Origin of the sequence: Paenarthrobacter aurescens, assembly GCF_041549525.1 — a bacterium.
Lineage (GTDB): Bacteria > Actinomycetota > Actinomycetes > Actinomycetales > Micrococcaceae > Arthrobacter > Arthrobacter aurescens.
The window spans coordinates 801,977-827,252 of sequence record NZ_CP157456.1; the positions used below are offsets into that span (position 1 = coordinate 801,977).

20 protein-coding genes and 1 tRNA gene are annotated in these 25,276 nt (G+C 63.0%); 7 read left to right on the forward strand and 14 right to left on the reverse strand.

Going from position 1 to position 25,276, the window contains the following annotated elements; genetic code table 11:
* The 4 genes from ABI796_RS03915 (at nt 1) to ABI796_RS03930 (ending at nt 4,981) form a co-directional block, all read left to right on the forward strand.
* On the forward strand, nt 1-1,023 hold the full coding sequence (locus tag ABI796_RS03915; protein ID WP_141285511.1) for an ABC transporter permease: 1,023 nt from the start codon (nt 1-3) through the stop codon (nt 1,021-1,023).
* Nucleotides 1,020-1,877 (forward strand): ABC transporter permease, encoded by an 858-nt coding sequence (locus tag ABI796_RS03920; RefSeq protein ID WP_141285513.1) that lies wholly within the window; start codon nt 1,020-1,022, stop codon nt 1,875-1,877. Before ABI796_RS03915 ends, ABI796_RS03920 begins: the two co-directional genes overlap by 4 nt.
* Complete coding sequence (locus tag ABI796_RS03925; RefSeq protein ID WP_141285515.1) at nt 1,874-3,490, forward strand: ABC transporter ATP-binding protein; 1,617 nt, start codon at nt 1,874-1,876, stop codon at nt 3,488-3,490. The genes ABI796_RS03920 and ABI796_RS03925 overlap by 4 nt, the downstream gene beginning before the upstream one ends.
* A 72-nt stretch (nt 3,491-3,562) precedes the next feature.
* Nucleotides 3,563-4,981, forward strand: coding sequence for an FAD-binding oxidoreductase (locus ABI796_RS03930; RefSeq protein ID WP_141285517.1), 1,419 nt, complete (start codon nt 3,563-3,565; stop codon nt 4,979-4,981).
* Nucleotides 4,982-5,206: 225 nt separating this feature from the next.
* Here ABI796_RS03930 and ABI796_RS03935 read toward each other — a convergent pair whose 3' ends face one another.
* The 5 genes from ABI796_RS03935 to ABI796_RS03955 form a co-directional block, all read right to left on the reverse strand.
* Nucleotides 5,207-5,878 (reverse strand): hypothetical protein, encoded by a 672-nt coding sequence (locus tag ABI796_RS03935; protein WP_246095869.1) that lies wholly within the window; start codon nt 5,876-5,878, stop codon nt 5,207-5,209.
* Nucleotides 5,879-6,090: 212 nt separating this feature from the next.
* Nucleotides 6,091-6,726: a TetR/AcrR family transcriptional regulator gene (locus ABI796_RS03940; protein WP_141285521.1), complete on the reverse strand. Its 636-nt coding sequence runs from the start codon at nt 6,724-6,726 to the stop codon at nt 6,091-6,093.
* A complete protein-coding gene (locus ABI796_RS03945; RefSeq protein WP_141285523.1) occupies nt 6,723-8,759 on the reverse strand; it encodes a YhgE/Pip domain-containing protein in 2,037 nt (678 codons plus the stop codon). The genes ABI796_RS03940 and ABI796_RS03945 overlap by 4 nt, the downstream gene beginning before the upstream one ends.
* The gene (locus ABI796_RS03950; RefSeq protein WP_141285525.1) at nt 8,756-9,556 is read right to left on the reverse strand and encodes an ABC transporter ATP-binding protein; all 801 of its coding nucleotides are present in this window, start codon (nt 9,554-9,556) and stop codon (nt 8,756-8,758) included. Before ABI796_RS03950 ends, ABI796_RS03945 begins: the two co-directional genes overlap by 4 nt.
* Before the next feature lie 72 nt (nt 9,557-9,628).
* Nucleotides 9,629-11,086, reverse strand: a complete 1,458-nt coding sequence (locus ABI796_RS03955) for an NAD(P)/FAD-dependent oxidoreductase (protein ID WP_141285527.1) — start codon at nt 11,084-11,086, stop codon at nt 9,629-9,631.
* A 156-nt stretch (nt 11,087-11,242) separates the two neighbouring features.
* Here ABI796_RS03955 and ABI796_RS03960 point away from each other — a divergent pair, with 156 nt between their 5' ends.
* Nucleotides 11,243-12,064: a sulfurtransferase gene (locus tag ABI796_RS03960; RefSeq protein ID WP_141285529.1), complete on the forward strand. Its 822-nt coding sequence runs from the start codon at nt 11,243-11,245 to the stop codon at nt 12,062-12,064.
* 111 nt (nt 12,065-12,175) lie between these two features.
* On the opposite strand, the gene ABI796_RS03965 is transcribed toward ABI796_RS03960, so the two are convergent.
* From ABI796_RS03965 to ABI796_RS04000, 8 genes are all read right to left on the reverse strand, one after another.
* Complete coding sequence (locus ABI796_RS03965; RefSeq protein ID WP_141285531.1) at nt 12,176-13,375, reverse strand: hypothetical protein; 1,200 nt, start codon at nt 13,373-13,375, stop codon at nt 12,176-12,178.
* A 163-nt stretch (nt 13,376-13,538) separates the two neighbouring features.
* Entirely contained in the window at nt 13,539-14,225 is a 687-nt protein-coding gene (locus ABI796_RS03970; protein ID WP_141285533.1) for an N-acetylmannosamine-6-phosphate 2-epimerase, read from the reverse strand.
* Nucleotides 14,226-14,258: 33 nt separating this feature from the next.
* Nucleotides 14,259-15,245, reverse strand: coding sequence for an ROK family protein (locus ABI796_RS03975; protein ID WP_141285597.1), 987 nt, complete (start codon nt 15,243-15,245; stop codon nt 14,259-14,261).
* 18 nt (nt 15,246-15,263) lie between these two features.
* Nucleotides 15,264-16,181, reverse strand: a complete 918-nt coding sequence (locus ABI796_RS03980; RefSeq protein ID WP_141285535.1) for a dihydrodipicolinate synthase family protein — start codon at nt 16,179-16,181, stop codon at nt 15,264-15,266.
* A 37-nt stretch (nt 16,182-16,218) separates the two neighbouring features.
* On the reverse strand, nt 16,219-17,034 hold the full coding sequence (locus ABI796_RS03985) for an ABC transporter ATP-binding protein (protein WP_141285537.1): 816 nt from the start codon (nt 17,032-17,034) through the stop codon (nt 16,219-16,221).
* Entirely contained in the window at nt 17,031-19,142 is a 2,112-nt protein-coding gene (locus ABI796_RS03990; RefSeq protein ID WP_141285539.1) for a dipeptide/oligopeptide/nickel ABC transporter permease/ATP-binding protein, read from the reverse strand. Before ABI796_RS03990 ends, ABI796_RS03985 begins: the two co-directional genes overlap by 4 nt.
* Before the next feature lie 3 nt (nt 19,143-19,145).
* A complete protein-coding gene (locus ABI796_RS03995) occupies nt 19,146-20,102 on the reverse strand; it encodes an ABC transporter permease (RefSeq protein WP_170224972.1) in 957 nt (318 codons plus the stop codon).
* A gap of 101 nt (nt 20,103-20,203) precedes the next feature.
* Nucleotides 20,204-21,838 carry an ABC transporter substrate-binding protein gene (locus ABI796_RS04000; RefSeq protein ID WP_141285541.1) on the reverse strand — a complete coding sequence of 545 codons (1,635 nt, stop codon included), beginning with the start codon at nt 21,836-21,838 and terminating at the stop codon, nt 20,204-20,206.
* Between the two features lie 310 nt (nt 21,839-22,148).
* Here ABI796_RS04000 and ABI796_RS04005 point away from each other — a divergent pair, with 310 nt between their 5' ends.
* Nucleotides 22,149-22,877 (forward strand): FadR/GntR family transcriptional regulator, encoded by a 729-nt coding sequence (locus ABI796_RS04005; RefSeq protein WP_141285543.1) that lies wholly within the window; start codon nt 22,149-22,151, stop codon nt 22,875-22,877.
* 143 nt (nt 22,878-23,020) lie between these two features.
* Here the strand turns inward: ABI796_RS04005 and ABI796_RS04010 are convergent.
* Nucleotides 23,021-23,094 (reverse strand) — tRNA-Arg (locus ABI796_RS04010).
* A gap of 284 nt (nt 23,095-23,378) precedes the next feature.
* Here ABI796_RS04010 and ABI796_RS04015 point away from each other — a divergent pair.
* Entirely contained in the window at nt 23,379-25,205 is a 1,827-nt protein-coding gene (locus tag ABI796_RS04015) for a phosphoenolpyruvate carboxykinase (GTP) (protein WP_141285545.1), read from the forward strand.
* Nucleotides 25,206-25,276 lie beyond the last annotated feature (71 nt).

The window sequence follows — 25,276 nt, forward strand, 5'->3', positions numbered from 1 at the left end:
ATGACCGCTACCCAACAGGCCCAAAGTACAGCGCCGGCTGCCCCCACCCGCAAGCGGGAAAAAGGCCGGGTTCGCCCTGTGGTCTTCATTGCAAAGAAGCTGCTGACCCTGCTGGCCACCCTCTTTGTTGCCTCACTGGCCGTGTTCTTTTCACGCTTCCTGGTCCCGGGAGATCCTGCCAGGTTCCTGCTGAGGGGTCGCAGCCCCAAACCCGAGGCACTGGAAGAGATCACCCGGCAGTTCGGCCTGGACAAACCGGCCTGGGAGCAGTACTTCAACTGGCTCGGCGGCATACTCCAAGGAGACTGGGGCCGCTCCTTGACCTACCGCCAGGACGTCTCGGACGTCTTGCTCGGACGGTTGCCCACCACCCTTCAACTGGTAGCACTCGCTGCGCTTTTCATCACCGTCCTGGGATTGTTCGCCGGCATAGTGGCCAGCCTCAACAAGGGCTTTGGCGATCGCTTCATCCTCATCACCCTCACCGCCGCCGGAGCCGTGCCGCCCTTCGTGGCAGCCACCGCCTTGGTAGCCCTCTTCTCCGTGGGCCTGGGCTGGTTCCCTTCCTTTGGAAGCGGCGACGGCGGATGGGACCGGATCTGGCACCTCACCCTCCCGGCACTGGCCTTGGGCATCACCTACATCGCCATGGTGGCCCGGGTGACCCGTTCATCCATGAACGAGCAATTGCTCCGCGAACACGTAGAAGTGGCCACAAGCCGGGGGCTTACCCGCGGATCCGTGGTGGCACGGCACGTCCTGCGCAACGCCCTGGGCCCCATTCTGACAGTGAGCGGCGTCCTGGTGGCCGGACTCCTGGTCTCCAGCGCCATCATCGAGCGTACCTTCGGGCTCTCCGGCATCGGGCAGCTCCTGGTGCAATCCATCGACAGGCTCGACTTCGGTGTTGTCCAGGCGATCGTCATGGTGGTGGTTGCAGCTTTCGTCCTGGTCAACACCGTGGTGGACCTCCTTCAACCCCTCATTGATCCGCGGATCGCGGCCGGAACGGAGTCCCGATGACGCTAGCCATCCAGCTTCCCCAAGCGGGACTTCGCCGCTACGGCAGTCTCCTCTCACCCATGGCGTGGGGCGCGCTCGCCGTTGCCGCCGTCGTCGTACTTCTCTCACTGTTCGCCCCGGTCCTGGCGCCTTACGATCCGGACTATGTGGACCTGAACAACGTTCTGGCCGGACCCGGCGGGCAGCACCTGCTGGGGACCGACGCCCTGGGCCGTGATCTCCTCAGCCGGCTCATGCACGGTGGCCGGACCTCGCTGCTGGGGCCCACCATTGTGGTGATCGGATCCACCGTACTTGGCCTCCTCCTTGGTTTGGTGGCCGGCTGGTCCGAGGGCTGGCTGGGCAAGGTCCTGGGCCGTCTGTTCGATCTCCTCTTCGCTTTTCCCGCACTGCTCATGGCCATGCTGGCCATCGCATTGTTCGGTAAAGGTCTCTTTGCTCCCATCCTGGCCATGACTATTGCCTACGTTCCGTATGTTGCCAGGTTGACGCAGTCCTTGGTGGTGGCCGAGCGCAGCAGGCCGTATGTGCAGGCCTACCGGGTGCTGGGATTCCGGACACCGTGGGTGGTGCTGGGACGGGTTCTCCCCAACCTGATCCCCACTGTTGGCGCGCAGTCAACACTGAACTTCGGCTATGTGCTGGCCGACCTCGCGGCGCTCTCCTTCATAGGCCTCGGGGTCCAGCCACCCACCAGTGACTGGGGCGCCATGATCGAGGAATCCCGGGGCGCCCTCCTGGGCGGCTACATCCTCCCCGCCTTCTGGCCCGCGTTGGTAGTGGTCCTGGTGGTGGTGGCTGTGAACGTCATCGGCGAAGAACTCTCAGATCGCATCGGAGGAAAACTTTCATGAGCCAGCTTTTGCAGATCCGGAACTTTACGCTCGGCTTTCCAGGCAGGCCGCCGCTGCTGGATAACATCTCACTGACCGTGGACGACGGCGAGGCTGTCGCCTTGGTGGGGGAGTCCGGCTCAGGTAAGTCGCTGACCACCCGTGCCGCGCTGGGGTTGTTGCCCGGCGGCTCCCAGTCCTCCGGCGTCGTATCCGTCAAAGGACTGGATACCTTGACGGCCAGCAAACAACGCCTCATGGAGCTCCGCCGCGGCCACGCATCCATGATCTTCCAGGACCCCAGAGCCGGGATCAATCCCGTCCGGACCGTGGGGGATTTCCTCACCGAAACCCTGCTTCGCTGTGACGGGTTGTCCCGGGCCGAGGCCAACGAACGCGCCGTGAAGCAACTGGAGCAGGTGGGTCTTCGGCGGGCGGGTGGGCTAATGGATCAGCACCCGCACCAGCTCTCCGGCGGGATGCTCCAGCGCGTCATGATCGCCGCGGCACTCCTGAACTCACCGGAACTGTTGTTGTGTGACGAGCCCACCACCGCCCTGGACGTCACTACACAGGCGGGGATCGTGAAGCTCCTGCGTGAGGAACAACAGTCGCGGGGGATGGGCATGCTCTTCATCACCCACGATCTCAACCTTGCCGCCAGTCTGTGTGAACGCGTCTACGTGCTTCGCCGAGGCGAAGTGGTGGAGCACGGACCAACCCGGACTGTCTTCCTGACCCCTGAGCAGGACTACACGCGGCAGTTGGTGGAGGCGACACCCGTCATTGAGACCGGCGCTGGCTCTTCTGTGGCGGCGGTTCCCGGGCTGGACCCAGCCCCTCTGCTGAAGGTCTCAGGGCTATCCAAGACGTACCAGCTTCCCCGCGGCGGGACTGTCACCGCCCTGGATGGGGCCGAATTCAGCCTGCCGGAGGGCGGATCCCTGGGCATCGTGGGTGAATCAGGTTCCGGAAAGTCCACCCTCGCCCGGCTGGTGGTGGCCTTGGAAACCCCCTCTTCCGGTGAACTTACCCTGCGGGACATCCCGCGTCCGCACCGTCCACTGAAAGCCTCCGAACGGAAAGCCTTGGCCAAGGACGTCCAGATAGTGTTCCAGGATCCCTACCTGTCCTTGGACCCGCGCATCCCGGTAGGTAACGCCGTGGCCGATGTCTTCCGCCTGCATCAGAAACAGGGGCGCAAGGAAGCCAGGGACAGTGCCCGCAACCTGCTGGGCCGGGTGGGAATCGGGCCTGAACGCTTCGATGCCCTGCCCCGAGCACTCTCGGGTGGACAGCGGCAACGTGTTGCGTTGGCAAAAGCGCTCGCTGCCCGCCCACGACTCCTGGTTCTGGACGAAGCCACCAGTGCCTTGGACGTCTCCGTTCAGGCGCAGGTGCTGGAGCTTGTGGAAGAACTGCGGGACCAGCTGGGACTGACCATCCTGTTCGTCACCCATGACCTGGCTGTCGTCTCGCGCTTGTGCTCGGAGGTACTGGTGATGCATCAAGGACGGGTCGTGGAGCAAGGGCCCACTGCCCGAATCCTTGAGGACCCCGGAGACGACTACACGAGGAACCTCATCGCCTCGCGTCCCCGGCCCTTGTGGGACGCCGAACCGGTCACCGCCTAAGCAGTAACGGCCTTGGCCACCAACAACAGTCCCGGCGCCCCATCAGTGCGCCTAGAAGCAGGAGAATTCCCCGTGAATACCACCGTTTTCGAACGGAATGTCCCCCAAGCCACCGTCGTGGCCCGTGCCTTGGAAGGTGCGGCCCACCGGCCGTTCTGGATCGACCACCTCAAGGACTCAGCAACCCGCTACCCACAGCTCGACGGCGATGCTGCCGCCGATCTGGTGATCGTCGGCGGCGGCTACACCGGCTTGTGGACAGCGCTGCGCGCCAAGGAGCGCGAGCCTGGCCGGACCGTGATCCTGCTGGAAGGGGAGCGGGTGGCATGGGCAGCGTCGGGCCGTAACGGCGGCTTCTGCGAGGCGAGCCTCACCCACGGCCACGAGAACGGCAAGAACCGTTGGCCGGACGAGCTGGAAGTGTTGGACCGGCTGGGCATGGAAAACCTGGACCGCATGCAGGAAGCCGTGGAGAAGTACGGCATGGACTGCGAGTGGGAACGCACAGGTGAGCTCAACGTTGCAGTGGAACCGCACCAAGTGGCGTGGCTCCAGGAGGACGACACCCCCGGCAGCGTTTTCCTGGACCAGGAGGCCGTTCGGGCGGAGGTTGATTCCCCTACCTATCTGGCGGGCCGCTGGCACAAGGACTCTGTGGCCATGGTCCACCCGTACAAACTGGGCCTGGAACTGGCACGGGTGGCTCATGAGCTCGGCGTAGTGATTCATGAGGGCACCCGTGTGCGGGAGCTGAAGGACCACGAGCACGGCGTCACCGTAGTCACTGAGCGCGGCACCGTGGAAGCGGCGCACGTAGTCCTCGGTACCAACGTGTTCCCGTCACTTTTGAAGCGCAATCAGCTCATGACAGTGCCGGTGTATGACTATGCGCTCATGACCGAACCGCTGACTCCTGAACAACTGGCCTCCCTCGGATGGGCCAAACGGCAGGGGATCGGGGATGTAGCCAACCAGTTCCACTACTACCGGATCACCAAGGACCACAGAATCCTGTTTGGCGGGTACGACGCCCTCTACTTCTGGGGCCGGCGCGTGGACCAAAAACACGAGCATCAGCCTGCAACATGGGAGAAGATCGCCTCGCACTTCTTCACCACGTTCCCGCAGCTCGAGGGGCTGAAGTTCACCCACAAGTGGGCCGGACCCATCGATTCAAGCACGCAGTTCTGCGCGTTCTTTGGCACCGCGCGGAAGGGCCGGGTGGCGTACGCGGCCGGATTTACGGGGCTCGGTGTGGGCGCCACGGCCTTCGCCGCTGATGTCCTTCTGGACCTGTTGGCCGGGCTCGATACCGAGCGCACCCGGCTGGAGATGGTCCGGAAACGGCCGCTGCCCTTCCCGCCCGAGCCCTTGGCATCCTTGGGCATCAACCTGACCCGGTGGTCCATGGACAGGGCCGATCACAACCAGGGCAAACGGAACCTCATCCTCAAAGCCCTCGACGCCGTGGGCCTGGGCTTCGACTCCTAACCCTCCGTGGTGGGGCCCGCTCTGCGTGTTTGGATCCCGGGGAAGCGCGCAGAGCGGGCCTCGCATCGTGGGGGTGTTGTTGTTGTGGGGCCTGCTCTGCGTGTTTGGATCCCGGGGAAGCGCGCAGAGCGGGCCTCGCAACGCAAGGGGGTCTCGTTGTGGGGCCTGTTGTGCGTGTTTGGATCCCGGGGAAGGGCGCAGAGCGGGCCTCGCAACGCAGGGGTTTTAGCGTTTCGGGGCAGGCTTACGTTGGGCGGAAGCGCTCGACGTCGGACGCTTGGCTGCCGTCGTTGGCGTGCGCGGCGCGGGACGCTTCACAGCAGGGGTCTTCGCGGCGCCGGATGCTCTCGTAGCACCGGATGTCCGAGCTGCATTGGATGGACGAGGGGACGAAGCAGCCGGGCGTTTGGCAGGGGTAGCCGGACGGGCAGCTGACTTGCGCTGTTCCCGGGTTCGTTTGGCCGGGGTTCGTTTGGCCGGAGCCGCGGGACGCTGGAGGGGAGTTGCAGATCGTGAACCAAATGACGGCACCACCGCCCCAAGGAAGAGCACGCCCAGCGTTCCAACTCCAGCCGCGGCTGCCAGGTAAAAGTAGATGTCAGAATCCTGGGTGCTCACGGCACTGCCCAAGGCATTGGCATCCTGATTGAAAGCGATGCCCCACATCCGCAGGAAAGCGATGATGCAACCAATGAACAGGCTGGTTCCCGCTGCGCCCAGAAGTACCACGAGGTAACGCCGCCTGTTGAAGACCTGGACGAGGGAAGCTAAATAGCAGACCAGCACAGCGCCAAGGAACAAGTACAGAACCAGTTCCTCGAGGACCACAGCAGCCAGCACCAACAGCCCCAGCGATACGAAGGCGGCCACCACCGCAAGCTTCCCACTGTTCCCCATGTGACGCATGAGGTTAATCATCGCCGACCAACCGGCCACGCCACGCCGTCGTACATTGCAGTTGAATACCGTTGTGGGGCCCGGTTTGCGCCCCAATAGCCAAAAATGGCGCGCAGAGCGGGCCTCGCAACGTTCGTCCGTTTGTTTGTGGGGCCTGGTTTGCGCTCCAATAGCCCAAACGAAGGCGCAGAGCGGGCCCCGCAACGGGCAGGCTACTTGATGACGTACCCGTGCATGATGGTCATAACGGCTGCGACGCTTTGCTCCCGGGTGCGCTCAGGGTTGTACGTTTGCCGGTCCAGGCCCACCACGAAGATGGCCCCGAAAATCGCTGCCTCCAATGAGCCCCGGGCAATCGATTCGTCCACCTTGTATCCCGCGGCGACGCTCTCAACGGCCGAGCCGATCACCGCCAGTAGCTCAGCCCGCAGCTCGGCAAACACGGCGCTCCACTCGCCCGGAGTGCGCCAGTTTTCGCTGACCCATAGACGGGCGAAGGAGGGGTAATCGTCCATGAATTCCATGGCCTGTCCCACCATGTTGTTCATGGATTCCAGGGGGTCGTTGCTCTTGCCGCGAACGTCCTGCAGCCGTACCAGCATGATGTCCACGCCATGCCGAAGCAACTGTGCGATCAGATCGGACTTGCTGCCGAAGTTGTAGTACACAGTCCCCTTGGACACACCCGCAGCGGCCGCGATCTCATCAACGGTCACCCCCGCAGCGCCGCGCTCGCCGATCAACTCCATGGAAGCCTCGAACAGTCGCTGCTTGGTGGCGTTGGTTCGGCCGGGGCGGAGCTTTTTCTCCGCGGCGCCGGCGGAAGGGGCCGGCTCGGTGGTACTCATACGGCAATCTCCGGCTTCAGCGTCTTGAGGGTCCACATTTTGTGCTTGCGGACGGCGAGCGTTGACAGGGCCGCTCCCAGCAAAGTGTATCCAAGCAGACCCAGCACCGTAGGCCAGATCATGCTGAGTTCGCCGCCGTAGATCAGGTGACGCATGCCGGTGACCACGTATCCCATAGGCAGGACTTCGTGCACAACATGGAGCGGCATGGGCGTGGTCTGCCAGGGGAACGTTCCGCCCGAGGACACGAGTTGCAGGACCAGCAGGATCAGCACCACGAACTTCCCGGGTGTGCCCATGAGCGCCACGATGCCTTGGATGATGGCGCTGAAAGCCATGACGGCGGCCAGCATGAACAGCCACATTCCTATGGGGTGTGCGGGGTTCAATCCGAGGCCAAGATTCACTACCAAGGTGAGGATGGTGGCCTGCAGGACCGAGACCACGAAGAACGGCAGCCAGCCTCCGACGGCGATTTTCCAGGCGGGGGCGTTCGACGCCAAGGCCCGCTGGGTGATGGGCCGCATGGCCTGGACCAGCATGAACACGCCGATCCAGAGGGCCAGTGTCAGGAAGAACGGTGCCAGCCCGGCGCCATAGGAACCAGCCTTTGCCTGGGACACGTTGTCCACGGCCACCGGATCCGCGATCACCTTGGACACACTGTTTTTCTGCTCATCGTTCGGGTTGGGGATGTCTCCGGCGCCCTTGGCAAGCTCCGTGGCCAAGGTATGGGAACCGTCGGATGCCGTCACGGCACCGGAGGCGAGCTGGCCTGCGCCGTCGTTGAGTTGGTGGGCGCCGTCGTCGAGCTTGGCTGCGCCATCAAGAGCGCTCTGCTGGCCGGCGGCCAACGTTGCTGCGCCCGTGCTCAGTTGCCCGGCTCCATCGGCTGCTTGTGAGATCGCGTCGGTCAGCGCCGGCGTGGCGGCGGCCAGCTTGGATGCTCCGGCGCTCACAGCGGCTGAACCGTCGGAGAGTTGCTGGATTTTGGCAGCATCACCGGCAATTTTTGCCTTCGCATCGGTGACCGGGCTCGACGCTGCGGCAGCATCGAAGTCTGCCAGAACCTTGTCGGCCTGCTCCTGTGTCAGCACACCGGCCGTGACCAGTCGCGCGTTCGATTCGAGCACGCGGGTACGGAGGCCCTTGTCTGCCGCTTCGAGCTGTCCGACGACGTCTTGGACTTTCGTGTTCAGCTCGGCGTTCCCGGCGGCTACTTGAGCTGCCCCGTCGGCGAGTTTCTGCGAATCCGACGGAAGCGTTGCGGTCTTGTTCCTCAGCTCGTTCAGGCCCGAGCTCAGCTGGCCCGCGCCGGCGTTCAGCTGCACAGCACCATCGCGCAATTGGGTTTGCCCGGCCACGAGTTGGTCCGCGCCGGTGACCAGCTGGGTGGTGCCGGTGTGCAGCGTCGCGGCGCCATCACTGAGTTTCCCCACACCCGTGGCCAACTCCGAGGCACCATCGGCGGCTTTCACGATGGACGCATGAATGGTGCCAAAACCGGTGAGGAGCTGGTTGGCGGTTTCCTCGCCCACTTCCTTGGCGACAGTGGAGTGCACTGCCGTGGTGAGCTTGTCCACGATGGTGCTCAGGAGATAGTTGTTGGCGTCGTTGGTGGTGACGTGCAGCATGGCCTGGTTGGCGGCGTCGAAACTACCGGGGGAGACCAGGTTGGCCGAGAAATCCTTGGGGATGCGTAGCGCGAAAGCATATTCACCCGTGCGGACACCTGCGTCTGCGGCCTCGGCGCTGGAGACCTGCTTCCAGTTGAAGACGTGGCCCTCAACGAGGCTGTCTGCCACCTTTTTGCCGGCCTGAAGTTCCGTGCCGTCCTTTGACGTGGCGCCCGTGTCTTCAACCACCAAGGCGGCGTCGATCTGGTTCAGGTTGCCGTACGGATCCCAGTTCGCGTAAAGGTACACCGCGCCGTAGAGCAACGGAACCATGGTGAGGGCGAGGATGGTCAGCTTGGGCAGGAGCCCGCCGGTCATGCGCTTGAGTTCGGAGCGGGCCAGCCGCAGAACAGTCACTTTGCAGTCCTTTGAAGGTTTTCGGATTCAGCTTGGGCAGCTGCTGATGTCTCGGGAGCCGGTTGGGCGGCATGCTTGGCTTTGGGCTCGGTTGCGGGCTCGGTTGCGGGCTCGACGACGACCGCTGGCTTGGCTTGGGTCGGCGCGGCTTCCGTCTCCGGTTCAGGAGGATGCGTCACGGAGTTTCCGATCACCGCGGCGGCTCCGGTCCAGTTGTCCGGGAGGGCACTGACAACCGCGACGACGGCAAGCGGCCGCCCGGCGTCGGACGCCAATGCCTGAAGCCGGGGCAGCCATGCCGCCTGATCCGCGCTGTGGCGGTCCGGGGAGTCCACCACGAGGAGGTCCGTTGCCGGATCTGCCAGGGCGAGCGCGGTGAGGAGTTCCAAGCGGCGAGCGGCGGGAATTTGTTCTATCCAGAGGCCTGCTATGTCTTCAAAGCTGTTGACCTTCAGCCACGGCTTGCTGAGCAGCGCACCTCGGTAGCGGCGTGGGATGAGGGAGAGGTCCTCGGTGACGAGGTCGCGGACGCTGAGGTGTTGCTCGGGCTCGTTGACGCCGGGGGAGTCCACCAATGCACTGGCCAGGCGGATCTTCTTGGTTTTGGTGGTGGTGTCCCAGCTGAGGACGCCGTTGCTGGGCTTCATGCGGCCGCTCAAAGCCAACGCCAATGCGGTCCGCTGGTCCTGGCCCTCTCCGGCAACAAGCAGGAGTTCGCCGCGACGGACTTGAAGTGACGTTGCCGGAAGGAGATCGCCCCGGCGGCCGTTGATCTGAAGTTGCTGTACGGACAGCACAATGAAGCCTTTCGCAGAAATGGTGTCTGCTGAAAGTCTAACTAAACTGACCAGTCAGTTCAAATAGAAGTTTTAGAGTCCGTACTTTTCCATAAGCCGCAGCCACACTTCGCTGATGGTGGGGTACGACGGAACCGCATGCCACAGGCGCTCCAGCGGAACTTCGCCCACTATCGCGATCGTTGCGGAATGGAGGAGTTCTGCAACTCCAGGGCCCACAAAAGTGGCGCCCAGAATGACTTTCCGGTCCTCATCAACCACTACCTGCGCCCAGCCCTTGTAGTCGGGGGAGTGCAGTTGGGAGCCGGAGACGTTGATGGGGAGTTCCACGCCGGTGACGTTCTTGCCCTGCAGGAGCGCCTGCTCCAGGCTTGGGCCAACCGAGGCCACTTCGGGATCCGTGAACACCACGCTGGGGACGGCGTGGTCATTGGCCGTGTGCGCGTAGGGGCTCCACGGCTTCGGGGAGCCGGTGAGCTTGCCGTTGGCCCTTGCCACAATCGCGTCACCAGTGGCTCGGGCCTCGTATTTGCCCTGATGGGTCAGGAGTACCTTGCCGGCCGCATCCCCTGCGGCGTAGAGCCAGAATCCGCTGGTCCCGTCACTGGCAGGGCCTTCCACCAGGCCGCTGGCGTCAGCAGTGAGGCGCAAGGGTTTGCCGTCCTGCGCTTCCACGCCCACATTTTCCAGGCCTAGATTGGCCAGGGCGGGGTGCCGTCCCGAGGCGACCAGGAGTTTATCGGCTGTGAGCGTCTTGCCGTCGAACGTGACCGTCACGGATCCGTCGTCGTTCTTCTCTGTTTTCTCCACGTCGGTGTGGGCGTGGACGGTGACGCCGTCGGCGCGAAGCCCGGCCAAGACCAGATTCGCGGCTTCCTCCGGGTAGCTGCTCAGCAAACGGCCACGGGCGATCAGTGTGACGTCCGAGCCGAGGCGGGCGAACGCCTGCGCCATTTCCACACCCGCCACGCCGCCGCCCAGCACCGCAAAACGCTTGGGGATTTCCTTGGCTGCCGTGGCACCGCGGGTTGTCCAGAAGGGGACGTCGCTGAGGCCGTCAATGTCCGGGATGGTTGGTGTTGAACCCGTTGCAATCACCACCGCGTGGTGGGCTTTGAGCGAGTAACTGTTGCCGTCGAGTCCGTCCACCTGGACCTCGCGGGGACCAGTGACGCGGCCACGCCCGCGGATCAACTCGATACCGGCACTGTCCAGCCACTCCACCTGGCTGCCGTCCTGCCAATTATTGGTGAACCAATCCCGATGCTTCAGGGCAGCCTCGGCGTGGACCGTTCCAGTGATCGCTTCTTTTGCCCCGGGGATTACTTGCGCTGCGTGAAGCACGTTGCCCGGGCGGAGGAGCGCCTTTGATGGAATGCAGGCCCAGTAGGAGCACTCACCGCCTACCAGCTCGCTCTCGACGATCACCGCCGTCAGGCCGCCGCGGACCACCCGGTCCGCCACGTTCTCTCCAACGGCGCCCGCGCCGATCACAATAACATCGAATTCCCGGGAGCTCTCGGCAGTCATGAGGAAAGCCTACAACCGCTCTGTACCCGTTGTGAGGCCTGCTCTGCGCGCTTTGGGTGGGTTTTGGGGCGCAACGCGGGCCCCGCAACATGAGGCCGTGGTCCATATGTTGGGATGCGTATCTCAAAATATGGAAGTTCTCTTTAAGATCGATACATGGGAGATGAACTGAAGCCCTTTGTCGACTGGAAGTGGTGTGCCCGCAACCTCGGGAGGCTCGTCTTTGTGGATACGCGCTGGTACTTGGACGGCGCCTCCGGTAAAGACGCCTACGACGCCGGACATCTTCCGGATGCAGTGTTTGTCGATATGGATCGTTGGCTTTCCGGGCAGGCATGCCCTGAAAAGGGACGGAATCCGCTGCCCGATCCTGAAGTGTTCGCCCAAGGGATGCGGGAGGCGGGCATCGGCGACTCTGACATGGTGGTTGCCTATGACGATGCCGGGGGAGTCATCGCGGCCCGGCTGGTATGGATGCTCCGATCAACGGGACACCACGCGGCGATCCTGGACGGCGGTATGGGCGACTACCCTGGGGATCTCACCACGGAAACGCCGCTGCGCCGGACCGGGAGCTTCACTGCCAAAGCCTGGCCTGAAGACCTGTTGGCAGACATTTCGGAAGCCTCCTCTGACGCCTTCCTCACCATGGACGCGAGGAATCGCGACCGATTCGAAGGCCGCCAAGACCCCATCGATCCCCGCCCCGGACACATACCCGGTGCTGTGAACGTCCCCTGCCGTGAGAACCTCGACGCCGCGGGTCATCTGCTCCCGGAGCCCCAAATTCGCGCGAACTTCGATCACGCCGGAGTGCTGACCGCGCAGAACACCATTGCCTACTGCGGATCCGGGGTGACCGCGTGCCACAACCTCTTGGTGATGGAGCAGTTGGGAATGGGTACCGGCAGGCTGTTCGTTGGCGGATGGTCCCAGTACGGCCATGCACTGGACAGGCCCGTGGAGACGAAAATCTAGCTTGTGAGGCCTGCTCTGCGGGCTTGTAGAGGGTTTTGGGGCGCAGAGTAGGCCCCGCACCGCAGGCCTGTTCCTCCGCTTGACGGCGGAGAGCCAGTGGGCTGCGGGCAGTTACTTGGCCACAGTCAACTGGCTGGGAATGGTGCTGGCGATGGGTTGCTGGGGTAGACAGAAGTCGTACACGGCGGTTAGATCTTCCGGCAGCCAGTGCGTTCGTCGGCCGGGCAGTATTTCAGCGATTTCGTCCCGGTTTTGGGGCGTTTCCCCATAACTGTGGAAAAGGGAGCCGTCGATTTGCTGATGTCTGCCGCTCAGATGGGGCCGCACGAGCTCAACGTAGGGCGTTCCGAAATAGCTCCACCAGACCGGGTGAGCAGGAAGACCGCGCCATTTGCCTCGATCCACTTGGCTAGAAGCTTCCTCTGTCTGCTTGACGCTTTCTGGTGTCAGGCGACTTCTGGTGACTTCGGCGCTTGCGAAGAAGGAGTTTGAACGTTCTGCAAGTGCCAGGAAGAACCTGCGAAAACTGGCCAACGAGTCCGGATCGAGCAGGCGATGCGTGCGCATTGTCAGGCTGATGGATCCTATTTTGCTGGGCACGTCAGTTCCGGCACCCAGCCCCGAGAATCCGAGGTTCGTCACAATTCCCGATCCAGTCGCGCGGAGCCACGGCATCTTGTTTATCTGCAAGGCCTCCAAAAATGAGTTGTCATTCTCTTGATGCTCCCATGGCCGACCACCAAGGTAACTCCGGTAGTTCGTTGGTAACGCCGAAGGAAAGAGCTCTCGGCACACGTCCAGGTAGGTCTGTGCCAGCTTGCCCGGGACCTCACTCTGGAGGAAGTACCACTGCGTCTCGAGGGACTCTCCCCCGATCGATAAATCCTTGTAGTACTCCTCATAAGACGTCAGCGGGGGCGACTTTGGTTCCGGCCACGTCCCATCAGTCTGCGCGTCTAGAGCGACGCCACTGGCAGCCTTGGCCAATTTCTTCGCAAACGCCCAAGCATGTGGGATCTCAGCTGCTGAGCCCCCGCCCTCGACGCTGATGTCATACCGGTACCTGATCCCAAGCACCGCCGGGCTTGCTTGGCGGTCGTCCATATCCTCGCCGCTGTCCGGGAACGGACCCTCGACGGTGAAACTGTAACTTCGTCGAATGCCCCGGCGGACAAGAAAGCCCCAGGTGTGGTCCTCGGAGGGGCCGCTTTCAGCAGGGTCGAAGCTCAGCCCGCGAATGTTGGTGATGCGGGTAGCCACATCATCATGGCCGATGGCTTCAGAACCGTAAACAAAGAAATCGTAGGACACCGGCCCAGCCTAATGCCCGAATGTTGTGGGGCCTGCTCTGCGGGCTTCGCCGGGGATTTGGGGCGCAGAGTAGGCCCCACAACGCGCGGGCGGTGGCTTGTGAGGCCTGCTCTGCGGGCTTGTAGGGGGTTTTACGGCGCAGAGTAGGCCCCGCAACGCAGGTTTAGGGGTGCATCGCGCCCTTGAACCAGCCTGTAATCGACGCCGGATGGGTGATCGCGGTGCCTACAACAACGGCAAAGGCGCCGGCGTCCAGGGCCTGACGGGCGTGGGCGGGGGTGTGGATGCGGCCCTCTGCGATGAGTGGTTTGCCCAGGTCAGCGGATGCGATCTGCTCCAACAACTCCAGGTCCGGGCCGTCGGTCTTAGGGCGCTCGTCGGTGTAGCCGGACATCGTGGTGCCGATCAGGTCTGCCCCCGCCTCCACGGCAGAAACGGCATCCTCAAACGAGCCGCAATCTGCCATGACCAGTGCATGGGACTCCGAGTGGATACCGGCAACAGTGTCAGCAAGGGAAAGCCCATCGGGCCGTGAACGGCGTGTTCCATCAATCGCCACAACATGCGCGCCCGCATTCGCCACGGCCAGGGCGTGCCGGAGTGTGGGTGTGATGAAGACACCGTGGTGCCCGTCCTTCCAGAGGCCAATCACAGGAACCTCGACGGCGGTGCGCGTGAACTGCACGTCGGCCAACCCTTGGACACGGATCGCCGCAGCGCCGCCGATGACCGCGGACGCGGCCACTTGCCCCGTGGTCCGGGGATCGCGCATGGGCTCTCCGGGGTATGCCTGACAGGAGACGATCAGTTGGGAACGGAGGGCTTTGAGGCCTTCGGGGGTGAGGATCATGATGTCTCCCTATACTTGCGGACTACTTGCGGACTACTTAAGAACGAGTTTGGCCGCGCCAACAATGGCAGCGGTGTTGCCCAGGCGTGCCCTGACAACGGGCACGGAGGCCAAGGGAGCCAGCAGTTCCTGACGCAAGGCGAACTCCATGGGTTTCCACCAGAGCTCGCCGGCGTCGGCCAAACCACCGGAAATCACCACGGTTTCGGGGTCGAGAATGTTGATGAGTCCGCCCACGGCTTGCCCAGCGGCGGCTGCACCGACGTCTATTGCACACAATGCAGCGGCGCGGCCGTCCGCCGATCCTGCGGCAGGAGCGGCGTCGTGAGCAGCAGAAGCCAGCGCAAAGACGCCCCGCGTATCCACCGCATCCACGGCAGAACCACCAAAGCGCAGGAAAGCCTCATACAGGGCGGGCCCGGAAGCGATCGCCTCAACGTGCCCGGATCCACCGCACACACAGGGCAGTGCAACACCGTCCGTGTAGGCGAATGGAGAAGCGAAGTGCCCCACATGCCCGCCCACAAAGCGGTGACCCAAAACCGGTGTGCCGCCCAGGACGAAGCTCCCGCCAACACCGGTCCCAAACGCCACCATGAGTGAACTTGAGGAACCAGCGGCAGCACCCAGCCAGGCTTCGCCGAGGGCATGGGCGTGGACGTCGTTGACGGCGCGCACAGTCCGCACGGACGGCGCAGTCAAGGAAAGCCGCGACGAAAGCCCAGCCACCAGCGCGGTTCCGGCCCAGCCATGAATCGCGTCGGTCGCAGAGACCACAGAACCAACAACAGCGTCAATGACCCCGGCGGAGCCGATGCCGACGCCGGAAACTGAAATCCCGGCGTCGGCAGCGCGCTCCACCAAGCCCGTGATCAGCGCAGCGGTGGCGTCGAGGATGGCTTCGCCACCGGCCCGGTTCATCGTCGGAATGGTCTCCGACATGAGCACTTCACCAGAGGGGGCAACAACCCCGGCGGCGGTTTTGGTGCCGCCGAGGTCAACGCCGATCACGTGGTTCATGGAAGTGGTCATGAAAACCTAGACCAGCCCGTTCCGCTCCAAAATTTCGCGGATCAACGCCGTCTCTTCGGAGTTCAGGGACAGCATCGGAGAGCTCATGGTGTTGGACTCGATGACGCCCATCACCTGAAGCGCGGTCTTGAACGCACCCAGGCCCGCGGCACCGCCGGAAACCCGTCCGTTGGGGGTGTAGACGATCTCGAAGACGTCGGCCAGGCGGTCCTGCTCCCTTGCCGCAAGAGCCCAGTCGCCGGCCTGCGCGGCGTCGAACAGGCGGCGGTAGCCGGCCGGATCAACGTTGCCCAAGCCTGGCACAACGCCCTGCGCGCCGCCCAGGAGCGCGCCGTCCACCACAACTTCGTGACCGGTGAAGATGCTGAAGTTGGGGATGTCCTTGGCTGCGAGGAGCAGCTGGCGGAAGGAAACGTCGTCGCCGGAGGAGTCCTTGACGCCGGCAATGACACCGTCGCGGCCGAGGCGGACCAACAAATCTGTAGGCAGTTTGAAGTGCGTGCGGACCGGAACGTCGTAGGCGAAGATCGGCTTCTCGATTGCGGCGTGGATGCTGCGGAAGTGCGTCTCGGTTTCCGCGGCGTTGCCAATGGCGTAGTACATGGAGGTGACCACGATCGCGTCGGCTCCGAGGTCCACCACTTTGCGCGCTTCTTCGATGACGCGGGTGGTGGTCTGCTCGTTGGCGCCCACGATCAGCGGGACTGCTCCGGCGTTGGCATCGGCGATGGTGGAGACCACCACTTCACGCTCATCGTTGGTGAGGTAGGGGACTTCGCCGGAGGAGCCCAGGACGAAAAGGCCGGACACGCCGCCGTCGATCAGGTGCTTGGTGACGTTTTTCAGCGACGCGGTGTCGATGCTGCCGTCTGCGTGGCGGGGGGTGATGACCGGCGGGATGACGCCCTGGAACTGAGTGGACACAGAATTCTCCGTTGTTTGTAGCTTGTGAAGGGAAAAACTAGATGTGAAGCAGGCTGGGAGCGGCGCCCAGCAGCTTCTTGGTGTAGTCGTTGCTCGGGTTGTCGAAGACCTGTGCGGCGGTGCCTTGTTCGACGATCTTGCCGAAGTACATGACGCAGATGCGGTCCGAGACGTAGCGGACTGTTTGGATATCGTGCGAGATGAACACCATGCCCAGATTCAGCTGTTTCTTCAGGTCCGAGAGCAGGTTCAGGACCTGCGCGCGGACCGAAACGTCCAGGGCCGACGTCGGCTCGTCAGCCACGATGATGTCCGGGTCCAAAGCCAACGCGCGGGCGATCGCCACGCGCTGTCGCTGGCCGCCGGAAACCTGCGACGGCGTCACTTCGGCTGCCGATTGCGGCAAGCCAACCAGCGCCAACAGTTCTTTGACCTTGGCGGCGCGGGAAGCAGCGTTGCCGATCCCATGGATTTGCAGGGGATCCGTCAGGATGTCCTGGATGGTCATGCGCGGGTTCAAAGCGGTTGCCGGGTCCTGGAAGACCACGGAGACGGAGCGGCCAAACTGCTTGCGCATGGCCGCGTTCCGCTTGATGGCCGGCTTTCCGTGGAACAAAACCTTGCCCGACGTCGGCGGCTGAAGTCCCACGAGCACCGAAGCAAGCGTGGACTTGCCGCAGCCGGACTCACCCACGATGCCGACGGTTTCGCCGCGGCTGATGGTGAAGTCCACGCCGTCCACGGCTTTGACGATGTTCGGCCGGAACAGCCCACCGGTTCGTGCATGGTGGTAGACCTTGACGTCCTTGAGCTCGATGACCGGCTTAGACGCTTGTTGAATTGAGTCACTCATTTCGCATCCTCCTTCAAGTGGCTCGCCCAGTAGTGGTCGGCATCGCCGCCATTCGAAGCCGAAACGGTGGTGAGGACCAGTTTCTGGTGGGGATCGGCGTCGGGCCGCAGTGAGCGGGCCGCAAAGCGGTCGCCCGTGGCGAAGTCCCGCGGGGACGGAACAGTGCCGGGGATCTGGTGGAGGCGGACAGCGTCAGCCTCGATGGAGAGGACAGCGCCGAGGAGTCCACGGGTGTACTCGTGCTTGGGGTTCTGGAGGAGTTCCGAAGCCTGTGCGGATTCCACCACTTGGCCGGCGTACATCACCGTGATGCGGTGTGCCAGCGAGGCCACCAGGGCGAGGTCGTGGCTGACGAAAACCATGGCGAAGCCGAGTTGTTCGCGCAGTTCATTGAGGAGGTCCACCACCTGCTTCTGGACGGTGACGTCGAGAGCGGTGGTGGGCTCATCGGCAACAACGATCTTCGGAGAACGGGACAGGGCCATAGCGATCAGCACGCGTTGGCGCTGGCCGCCGGAGAGCTCGTGCGGGTAGCTGGCAAGGGTCCGAACGGGATCCAGTTTGACCATTTCCAGCAGCTCGGCCGGGGTCTTGCGGCCACCGCGCTTGGTGAGCTGCTCCATCTGGTCCTTGATCTTCATGGACGGGTTCAGGGAGCTCAACGCATCCTGGTAAACCATGGCAATCTGCTGGCCGCGCAGGCCCTCGTAGGCCTTGGGATTGCTGTGCTTGGTGTTCGGATCCAGGAGTTCCTTGCCATCGAACATGATGGATCCGGTGACCTGGGCGGTCTTGGGCAGCAGCCCCATCACAGCCAGTGAAGTGATGGACTTACCGCAACCGGATTCGCCCACCAAACCCATGGTTTCGCCTTCCCGGACGGTAAAGGAGACGTTGTCCACGATCGCAATCTCACCAAAACGGCCCGGGAAGCGGATGGAGAGATTCTTCACTTCAAGGACATTGCGGGCACCGGGGGAGACCTGCGGGAGGCGGTCGGTGCGTTTCGCTTCGATGGCAGCCAGCAGTTCCAGTTCGCGGTCCAGGAGGAGGTGCGGGTTCGTGGCGGCCAGCTTCACATCGGTGAGGACGGCTGAAGTGCCCGAATCGTCGGGAAAGCCGTCAGCGGAAGCCGCACGGACGCCGTCGAGCTCGTGTTCCTCAACGACGGAAGGCTGGGCAACGGAGGTGGCAACCTCGGTGTCCACGGCCACGGCGGCCGAAGCGCCGTCGTCGTCCTTTACTACAGGCGCGCGGCGCAGTTTCGGGTTCACCATGGCGTCGGTGAGGCCCTCGGCCAGGATGTTCAGGGACAGCACGGTCAGCAGGATGGTGAGGCCAGCGAACGTGGTGGCCCACCAACCGCCGGACAGCACAAGGTTGCGGCCGTAGGAAATGACGTTGCCCCAGGACGGTGCCGGGTCCTGCACGCCGGCGCCCAGGAAGGAGAGCGAGGCTTCGAGGATGATGGCGTCGGCCACCATGACCGTGGCGAACACCAGCACGGGGGCTGCGGTGTTGCGGACGATGTGCTTGACCAGGATGTAGAAGCGGCCTGCACCGATCACGCGCTCGGCACGGACGTAGTCTTCGCCGTACTGTGCCAGCACGTTGGCGCGGACCACGCGGGCCAGCTGCGGTGTGTAGATGATGGCGATCGCGATGATGATGGTGGGCACCGAGTTGCCGAATGCCGCCAACAGCACGGCTGCCAAAGCGATGCCGGGGAACGCCATGAGGATGTCCATGAGCCGCATGATGATCTCATTGACGGACTTGCTGGAGGTCGCGGCGAAGGAGCCCAGGAGCGCGCCGGCGAGGATGGCCAAGGCCACCGCGCCGAGGCCGATCATCAGCGACGACTGCGCGCCGAACAGGAGGCGGGAGAAGATGTCGCGGCCCAGGCGGTCCGTGCCGAAGAAGTGCTCGGCGCCGGGCGGGGTGGCCGGAATGAAGGTCTCCAGCGGATCATGCGGGGCCAGGACCGGCGCGAAGATGGCCGCCAGGACAATCATGATGAGGAAGAGCAGGGCGATGCGGGAGCCCCAGGGCAGGGCCTTGAAACGAATGCCCGGGGCACTTAGCCGTTCTGCGAGCTTGCTGCGCATGAGCTATACCGTCCTGATTCGGGGGTTGATGAGCAGGTAGAGAAGGTCCACCACGATGTTCACCAGAACAAAGGTGACCGAGATGGTGAGCACCACGCCCTGGACCAGGTTGACGTCCAGGTTGGTGATGCCGTTGAGGATCAGCTGGCCCATGCCGGGCAGCGCGAAAATCATTTCAATCACGACGGCGCCACCCAGCAGGTAGCCCACGCGGAGTCCCAGCACGGTCACCGGGGTGACGAGCGCGTTGCGAAGAACGTTCTTGGAGACCACCTCGCGGTAGGGGACGCCGTTGCCGATGGCGGTCCGGACGTAGTCGCGGTCCAGTTCTTCCACCATGGAGGTGCGGACCACGCGGATCAATGACGCGGATACGGGAATGCCGAGCGCGAGTGCCGGAAGGGCCATGGAGTTGAGCCAACCGCCAAAGCCGGACTCCGGCGTCGCAATTCCGCCCGAGGGGAACATGGGGTTGGCCCCGAGAGCGAACCACTGGATGAGCAGGATGCCGAGCCAGAACGACGGCGTGGCGATCGCGGCGATGGAGAAGACACGGACCAACTGGTCCTGCCACTTATCGCGATACAGGGCGCCGAGGATGCCGAACGCGAGGGAGAGGACGATCGCAATGAGGACGCCAAGGAAGGTGAGCTGGAGCGTCAGGGGGAACGCCGAGCCGATCATGGATGCCACCGACTTGGCCGGTGGGGTGGTGACGCCGAGGTCGAACTGCAGGAGCTTGCCGAGGAATCGGAAGTACTGCAGGACCAGGGGGTCGTTCAGGCCGTTGTCCTGGCGGTACTGTTGCTTGGCTTCTTCGCTGGCGCCGTCACCGAGGGCGGAGCTTGCCTGGTCGCCGGGAGCGGCCTGCAGGACGAGGAAGACGAGCAACGTAATGCCCAGGATCATCAATGGCAATGCTGCAAGTCTGCGGCCAAGCAAACGCAATATCGTGACCAATTTGTTCTCCGGTTGGTTGGGTGCTGCTGGTTGTGGGGCCCGCTCTGCGGGCTATTGGGGGAATTTAGGACGCAGAGCGGGCCCCACAACTCGAGGGGTGCTTAGGCGGTTCGTCCGACGTCGATGAACGACAGGCCGGTGGTAGGAAGGGGCTGGAAGCCGTTGAGCTTCTTCTCATCCCAGGCGCTGGGGAGTTGGCGGTGGAAGACGGGGTACAGGGGAACCTCATCGGAGACCATGTCCACGATTTCGCCCACGATCTTCTTGGCTTCGTCACCGGATGCCTGGGAGCCCTTGTTCATGAGCTCCTGGAGTTTGGTGCGCTCCGGGGTGGTCCAGAAGGCACGCTTGTCCATCCACGTTGCGCCGGAGTAGAACCAGCTCAGCAGCAGGTCAGCATCGTTGCCGAAGACGGACGGATCGCCCGGGGCTGCAACTACGGAGAAGTCGCCCTTGCCCACGCGGTCGCTGTACAAAGCGCCGGACTGGAGGCTCTTCACGGTGACCTTGACGCCGGGGATCTTGTTCCAGGATTCGAGGATCAGGGGTGCGACGTCCTTGACCCAGGCGGTGTCCGTGGTGAGGAGTTCGAACTCGAGGTTGGTGACGCCGGCCTGCTTCAGAAGTTCTTCTGCCTTGGAGGTATCAAAGCCGTAGACGTTCTTGGCCTTGACGTAGTCCGGGTGGCCTTCCTGGAAGTAGGACGTGGCGGCCTTGGCGTTGCCGAACAGGGCCTTCTTGATGATGGATTCTTTGTCCATGCCATAGTGCAGGGCTTGGCGGACCAGTTTGTTGTCGAACGGTGCCTTGGCGCAGTTGAACATGAGGAACAGCAGGCCGAAGGACTGGACGGATTCAACCTTGACCTTGGACTTCAGGCCGTCGACGTCCAGGTAAGGAACGTCTTCGATTGCCTGAACGCGGCCGGACTGGACCGCGGTGACGCGGGCAGCAGCGTCGGAGAGCAGCAGCCAGGTCATGCCCTTGGCCAGTGCCGGCTTGGGGCCGTTGTAATCGGCGAAGGCTTCGAAGACGATCTTGTCGTCCTTGACTGCCGAGATGAGCTTGTACGGACCGGATCCCACCGGTGATGCGTCGAAGGCCTTCAGGTCCGTAGCGAGTGCCTTGGGGACGATCTTGACCACCGAGATGCGGGGGCCGAAGCCGGGGAAGGCGTACTTGAGGGTGAACTCCACCGTCTTCGCGTCCAGCGGCTTGACGTCCTGGATGAAGGGGATGAACTGGGAGAACAGCGACTTGTTGGCCGGGTCCATGACCCGGGTGAAGGAGAAGGCGACGTCCTCAGTGGTGACGGGGGAGCCGTCGTGGAACTTCGCGCCGTCGCGGATGGTCACCTGGTAGGTGGTGTCGTTGACCTTCTTGGGATCCGTCGCTGCGAGGGCGTTGTAGGGCTGGCGCGTCGCCGGGTGGAGTTCAATGAGGCCTTCGAAGATGTGCAGGTTGGCTGCCATCGGTGTGGCTCCGGAGGAGCTCAGGGGATCGAAGCCGGTAGACAGCGCGTAGGAGATGCCTGCCTCGATGGTGAGGTCTTTGTTGACCGCGGCAGCGTTGGTGGTACCCGTGGTGGTGCTGGCAGCGCCGCCGCACGCGGAGAGAGATGCCGTGAAGGCGGCTGCTGCACCAACTGCGCCGCTTAGCTTCAGGAAGTTCCGGCGGCTGGCGTCGTTGACCAGCGGCAGGCTTTGGATCGTGTTGCTCATAGGGTGCCTCACCATTCACATTTTGTGGGTTATCGGATGTAGGACGTCCGATGCTCGTAGTGAAACTGTAAGGGCGGTCACAACGGAACGTCAAGTGTGAAAAGGGGCCGTGCGCTGGTCTGAGTTGCCGATCGCGGCTGGCGCAGGACGGAAATCCGGCTAATTCACGGCACATAGCTATGACGGAGGTGGGACATCCGATATTGTATGTTGCGAGTCACTGATCGTGGCCGGGCGCTAAGCTCGCCTCAATATTAACACCGCACATGCTTACCGGGCTGGCTTTCAGAGGAGCCGGGGCAGGTGCATCGGCAAGGAGAAAGCCATGACAACTTCCGGTGTGGTTCCGCAGGCGCGGTTCAGCGCACAGGCCCGGCTGCGCGCCTTGCAGTCGGACATTATGGAATTGATTCTTGAGCGCGAGCTTGAGGCAGGCGATCCGTTGCCCACCGAAAGTGAGCTTTCCGCCGCGCTTGGAGTGGGGCGCAATACGCTCCGTGAATCCCTCAAAGTCCTCCAAGCGCTGGGCGTTATTGAAATCCGCCACGGCTTCGGCATGTTCGTAGCTCCGAGTAACTTCGACGCCCTGGCGGACGGGCTGACGTTCCGCGGCCGTCTTTCCCTCCGGCACCAAGGCCTTGAAGCGTTGCAGCTGGTGGATGTCCGGCAGGCGCTCGAGTCCGGACTGATTGGCTCCTCCATGGATGTGATGACCAAGGAGCAGCTGGCGTCCATTGAAGAAGCCGTCAAGCAGATGGAGGAGTTGGCTGCTGCCGGTGAGAACTTCGTGGCCGCAGACGCCGAATTCCACCGCCGCCTCTTCGAACCCCTGAACAACGAGCTCCTGATCAACCTCATGGGTGTGTTCTGGAAGGTGTACCGGAAGATCCATGTGGAAATCGGTCCAGGAAACGAGGACCTGGCCAAAACTGCGGCCATGCACCGCAACATTTACGCCGCTGTTGCTGCCGGGGACAAAGTTTCGGCCTCCGAACTGCTGAACCGGCACTTCGACGGTATCCGCCGCCGCATCACTGAGGCCGTAGGGGACTAAGCTTCCGCGCCCAACGCAAGGGCCGCCGTCGTACTTCTGTGTGAGGTACGACGGCGGCCCTTTCCGTTCTGCGTACGGCTCACTTGGGCGTCGCCGGCATAACAAAAGACCCGCACCGGCGAACCGGTGCGGGTCTTCATTTGTGCGCCCAAAGGGATTCGAACCCCTGACCTTCTGTTCCGTAGACAGACGCTCTATCCAGCTGAGCTATGGGCGCATTTCGTGTGATTCTCGGCGGTCTGTTTCTCTGACCCCCTCGAACCTCAATAAACTTTACAGAAGTTCATGTGAAGTTCCAAATCGAAAAGCTGTAATCTGCACAACTAGACCGGTCTACGTGACCTTCGTCACTTAAATTTACCTTTTCAGAAGTTGAATCCCTTATTTCTAGCGGTTTTCCCCTTTCGCCCCCTTGGATGTCCGATGTCTGACAGCGGATTGGTCTGGTCCGCGGCCCCTATCGTTTAGGACACACCACTGAACCCGAGGAAGGGAACCGCAATGGGCGATCTGGCGCGACTGCCGCTGCTTGAGAAGGCACCTACTACGCATGCACGCCTTCTGGCCTGGGTTGAGGAAGTTGCCGAGCTGACTCAGCCGGACCGCATCCACTGGGTTGATGGCAGCGAAGCAGAAAACAAGAAGCTCACCGACGAACTGGTTGAGGCCGGCACTCTGAAGCGGCTGAACCCGGAAACGTTCCCGAATTCCTTCGCGGCGTTCTCTGACCCCGCCGACGTTGCCCGTGTGGAAGAGCAGACCTTCATCTGCTCCGAGAACGAGCGCGACGCAGGCTTCACCAACAACTGGATGGCCCCGGCCGAGATGAAGCAGAAGCTGCGCGGACTGTTCGCCGGCTCCATGCGCGGCCGCACCATGTACGTCATTCCTTTCGTCATGGGTCACCTTGACGCCGAGGACCCGAAGTTCGGCGTTGAGATCACCGACTCCGCCTACGTTGTAGCCTCCATGCGCATCATGGCCCGCATCGGTACGGACGTCCTGGATCGCATCACGCAGACCGACGCCTTCTTCGTCCCGGCCCTCCATTCACTGGGTGCCCCGCTGGAAGCCGGCCAGGCCGACGTCGCATGGCCCTGCAACCCGGACAAATGGATTGTTCACTTCCCCGAAGAGCGCTCCATCTGGTCCTTCGGCTCCGGCTACGGCGGCAACGCCCTCCTGGGCAAGAAGTGCTACGCACTGCGTATTGCCTCGGTGATGGCCCGCGACGAAGGCTGGCTGGCCGAGCACATGCTCATTCTCAAGCTGACCTCCCCGGAGCAGAAGACCTACTACATCTCTGCTGCTTTCCCGTCCGCTTGCGGCAAGACCAACCTCGCGTTGCTCGACCCCACCATCAAGGGCTGGAAAGTTGAAACCCTTGGCGACGACATCACCTGGATGCGGTTCGGCAAGGAAGGCGAGCTGCGCGCCGTCAACCCTGAGGCCGGACTGTTCGGCGTTGCACCGGGTACCGGTTGGGGCACAAACCCCAATGCAATGCGCGCAATCGCCAAGGGCAACAGCATCTTCACCAACGTGGCTCTGACCGACGACGGTGGCGTGTGGTGGGAAGGTATGACCGAAGAAACTCCGTCGCACCTGACCGACTGGCGCGGTGAGTCCTGGACTCCGGACTCCGACGCCCCGGCTGCCCACCCGAACTCCCGCTTCTGCACGCCGATCGACCAGATCGACATGCTGGCCGAGGAGTACTTCAGCCCGGACGGCGTGGAACTCTCCGCGATCCTGTTCGGTGGCCGCCGCAAGACTACCATCCCGCTGGTCACCGAGGCCCGCGACTGGTCCAATGGCATCTTCATGGGCTCAACGCTGTCTTCGGAAACCACGGCTGCTGCCGCTGGCGCCGTTGGCGTGGTCCGCCGCGATCCCATGGCAATGCTTCCGTTCATCGGCTACGACGCCGGCGATTACCTGAACCACTGGGTGAACCTGTCCGCCAAGGCCAACCCGGAACGGCTGCCCAAGATCTTCCTGGTCAACTGGTTCCGTCGCACCGCTGAAGGCGGCTTCGCCTGGCCTGGCTTCGGGGACAACGCCCGTGTGCTCAAGTGGGCCATAGAGCGCCTTGAGGGGAAGGCCGACGCCGTGGAAACCCCCATCGGCTACGTGCCAACCGGTGAATCCATCGACCTCGAGGGCCTGGACATGACCCCGGCCGAGGTTGAGCAGGCCGTTCGCGTTGACCCCGAAGAGTGGGCAACCGAGCTGGCGTCCATCGAGGAATGGTTTGCCAACTTCGGCGAGTCCCTCCCGGCGGCACTGCAGTCTGAACTGGACGGTCTCAAGACCCGTCTGGGCTAGACCTCTTAGGAACAACGGCGTTCTTAAGTGAACGACGACGGCCCGTCACCTTTCGTTTGAAAGGTGACGGG

Excerpts from the sequence above, each read along its gene's own strand:
- ABI796_RS03915 (WP_141285511.1), top strand. The coding sequence starts at position 1 with ATGACCGCTACCCAACAGGCCCAAAGTACAGCGCCGGCTGCCCCCACC.
- ABI796_RS03920 (WP_141285513.1), top strand. The coding sequence starts at position 1,020 with ATGACGCTAGCCATCCAGCTTCCCCAAGCGGGACTTCGCCGCTACGGC.
- ABI796_RS03925 (WP_141285515.1), top strand. The coding sequence starts at position 1,874 with ATGAGCCAGCTTTTGCAGATCCGGAACTTTACGCTCGGCTTTCCAGGC.
- ABI796_RS03935 (WP_246095869.1), bottom strand. The coding sequence starts at position 5,878 with ATGGGGAACAGTGGGAAGCTTGCGGTGGTGGCCGCCTTCGTATCGCTG.
- ABI796_RS03940 (WP_141285521.1), bottom strand. The coding sequence starts at position 6,726 with ATGAGTACCACCGAGCCGGCCCCTTCCGCCGGCGCCGCGGAGAAAAAG.
- ABI796_RS03955 (WP_141285527.1), bottom strand. The coding sequence starts at position 11,086 with ATGACTGCCGAGAGCTCCCGGGAATTCGATGTTATTGTGATCGGCGCG.
- ABI796_RS03960 (WP_141285529.1), top strand. The coding sequence starts at position 11,243 with ATGGGAGATGAACTGAAGCCCTTTGTCGACTGGAAGTGGTGTGCCCGC.
- ABI796_RS03970 (WP_141285533.1), bottom strand. The coding sequence starts at position 14,225 with ATGATCCTCACCCCCGAAGGCCTCAAAGCCCTCCGTTCCCAACTGATC.
- ABI796_RS03975 (WP_141285597.1), bottom strand. The coding sequence starts at position 15,245 with ATGAACCACGTGATCGGCGTTGACCTCGGCGGCACCAAAACCGCCGCC.
- ABI796_RS03985 (WP_141285537.1), bottom strand. The coding sequence starts at position 17,034 with ATGAGTGACTCAATTCAACAAGCGTCTAAGCCGGTCATCGAGCTCAAG.
- ABI796_RS03990 (WP_141285539.1), bottom strand. The coding sequence starts at position 19,142 with ATGCGCAGCAAGCTCGCAGAACGGCTAAGTGCCCCGGGCATTCGTTTC.
- ABI796_RS04000 (WP_141285541.1), bottom strand. The coding sequence starts at position 21,838 with ATGGTGAGGCACCCTATGAGCAACACGATCCAAAGCCTGCCGCTGGTC.
- ABI796_RS04005 (WP_141285543.1), top strand. The coding sequence starts at position 22,149 with ATGACAACTTCCGGTGTGGTTCCGCAGGCGCGGTTCAGCGCACAGGCC.
- ABI796_RS04015 (WP_141285545.1), top strand. The coding sequence starts at position 23,379 with ATGGGCGATCTGGCGCGACTGCCGCTGCTTGAGAAGGCACCTACTACG.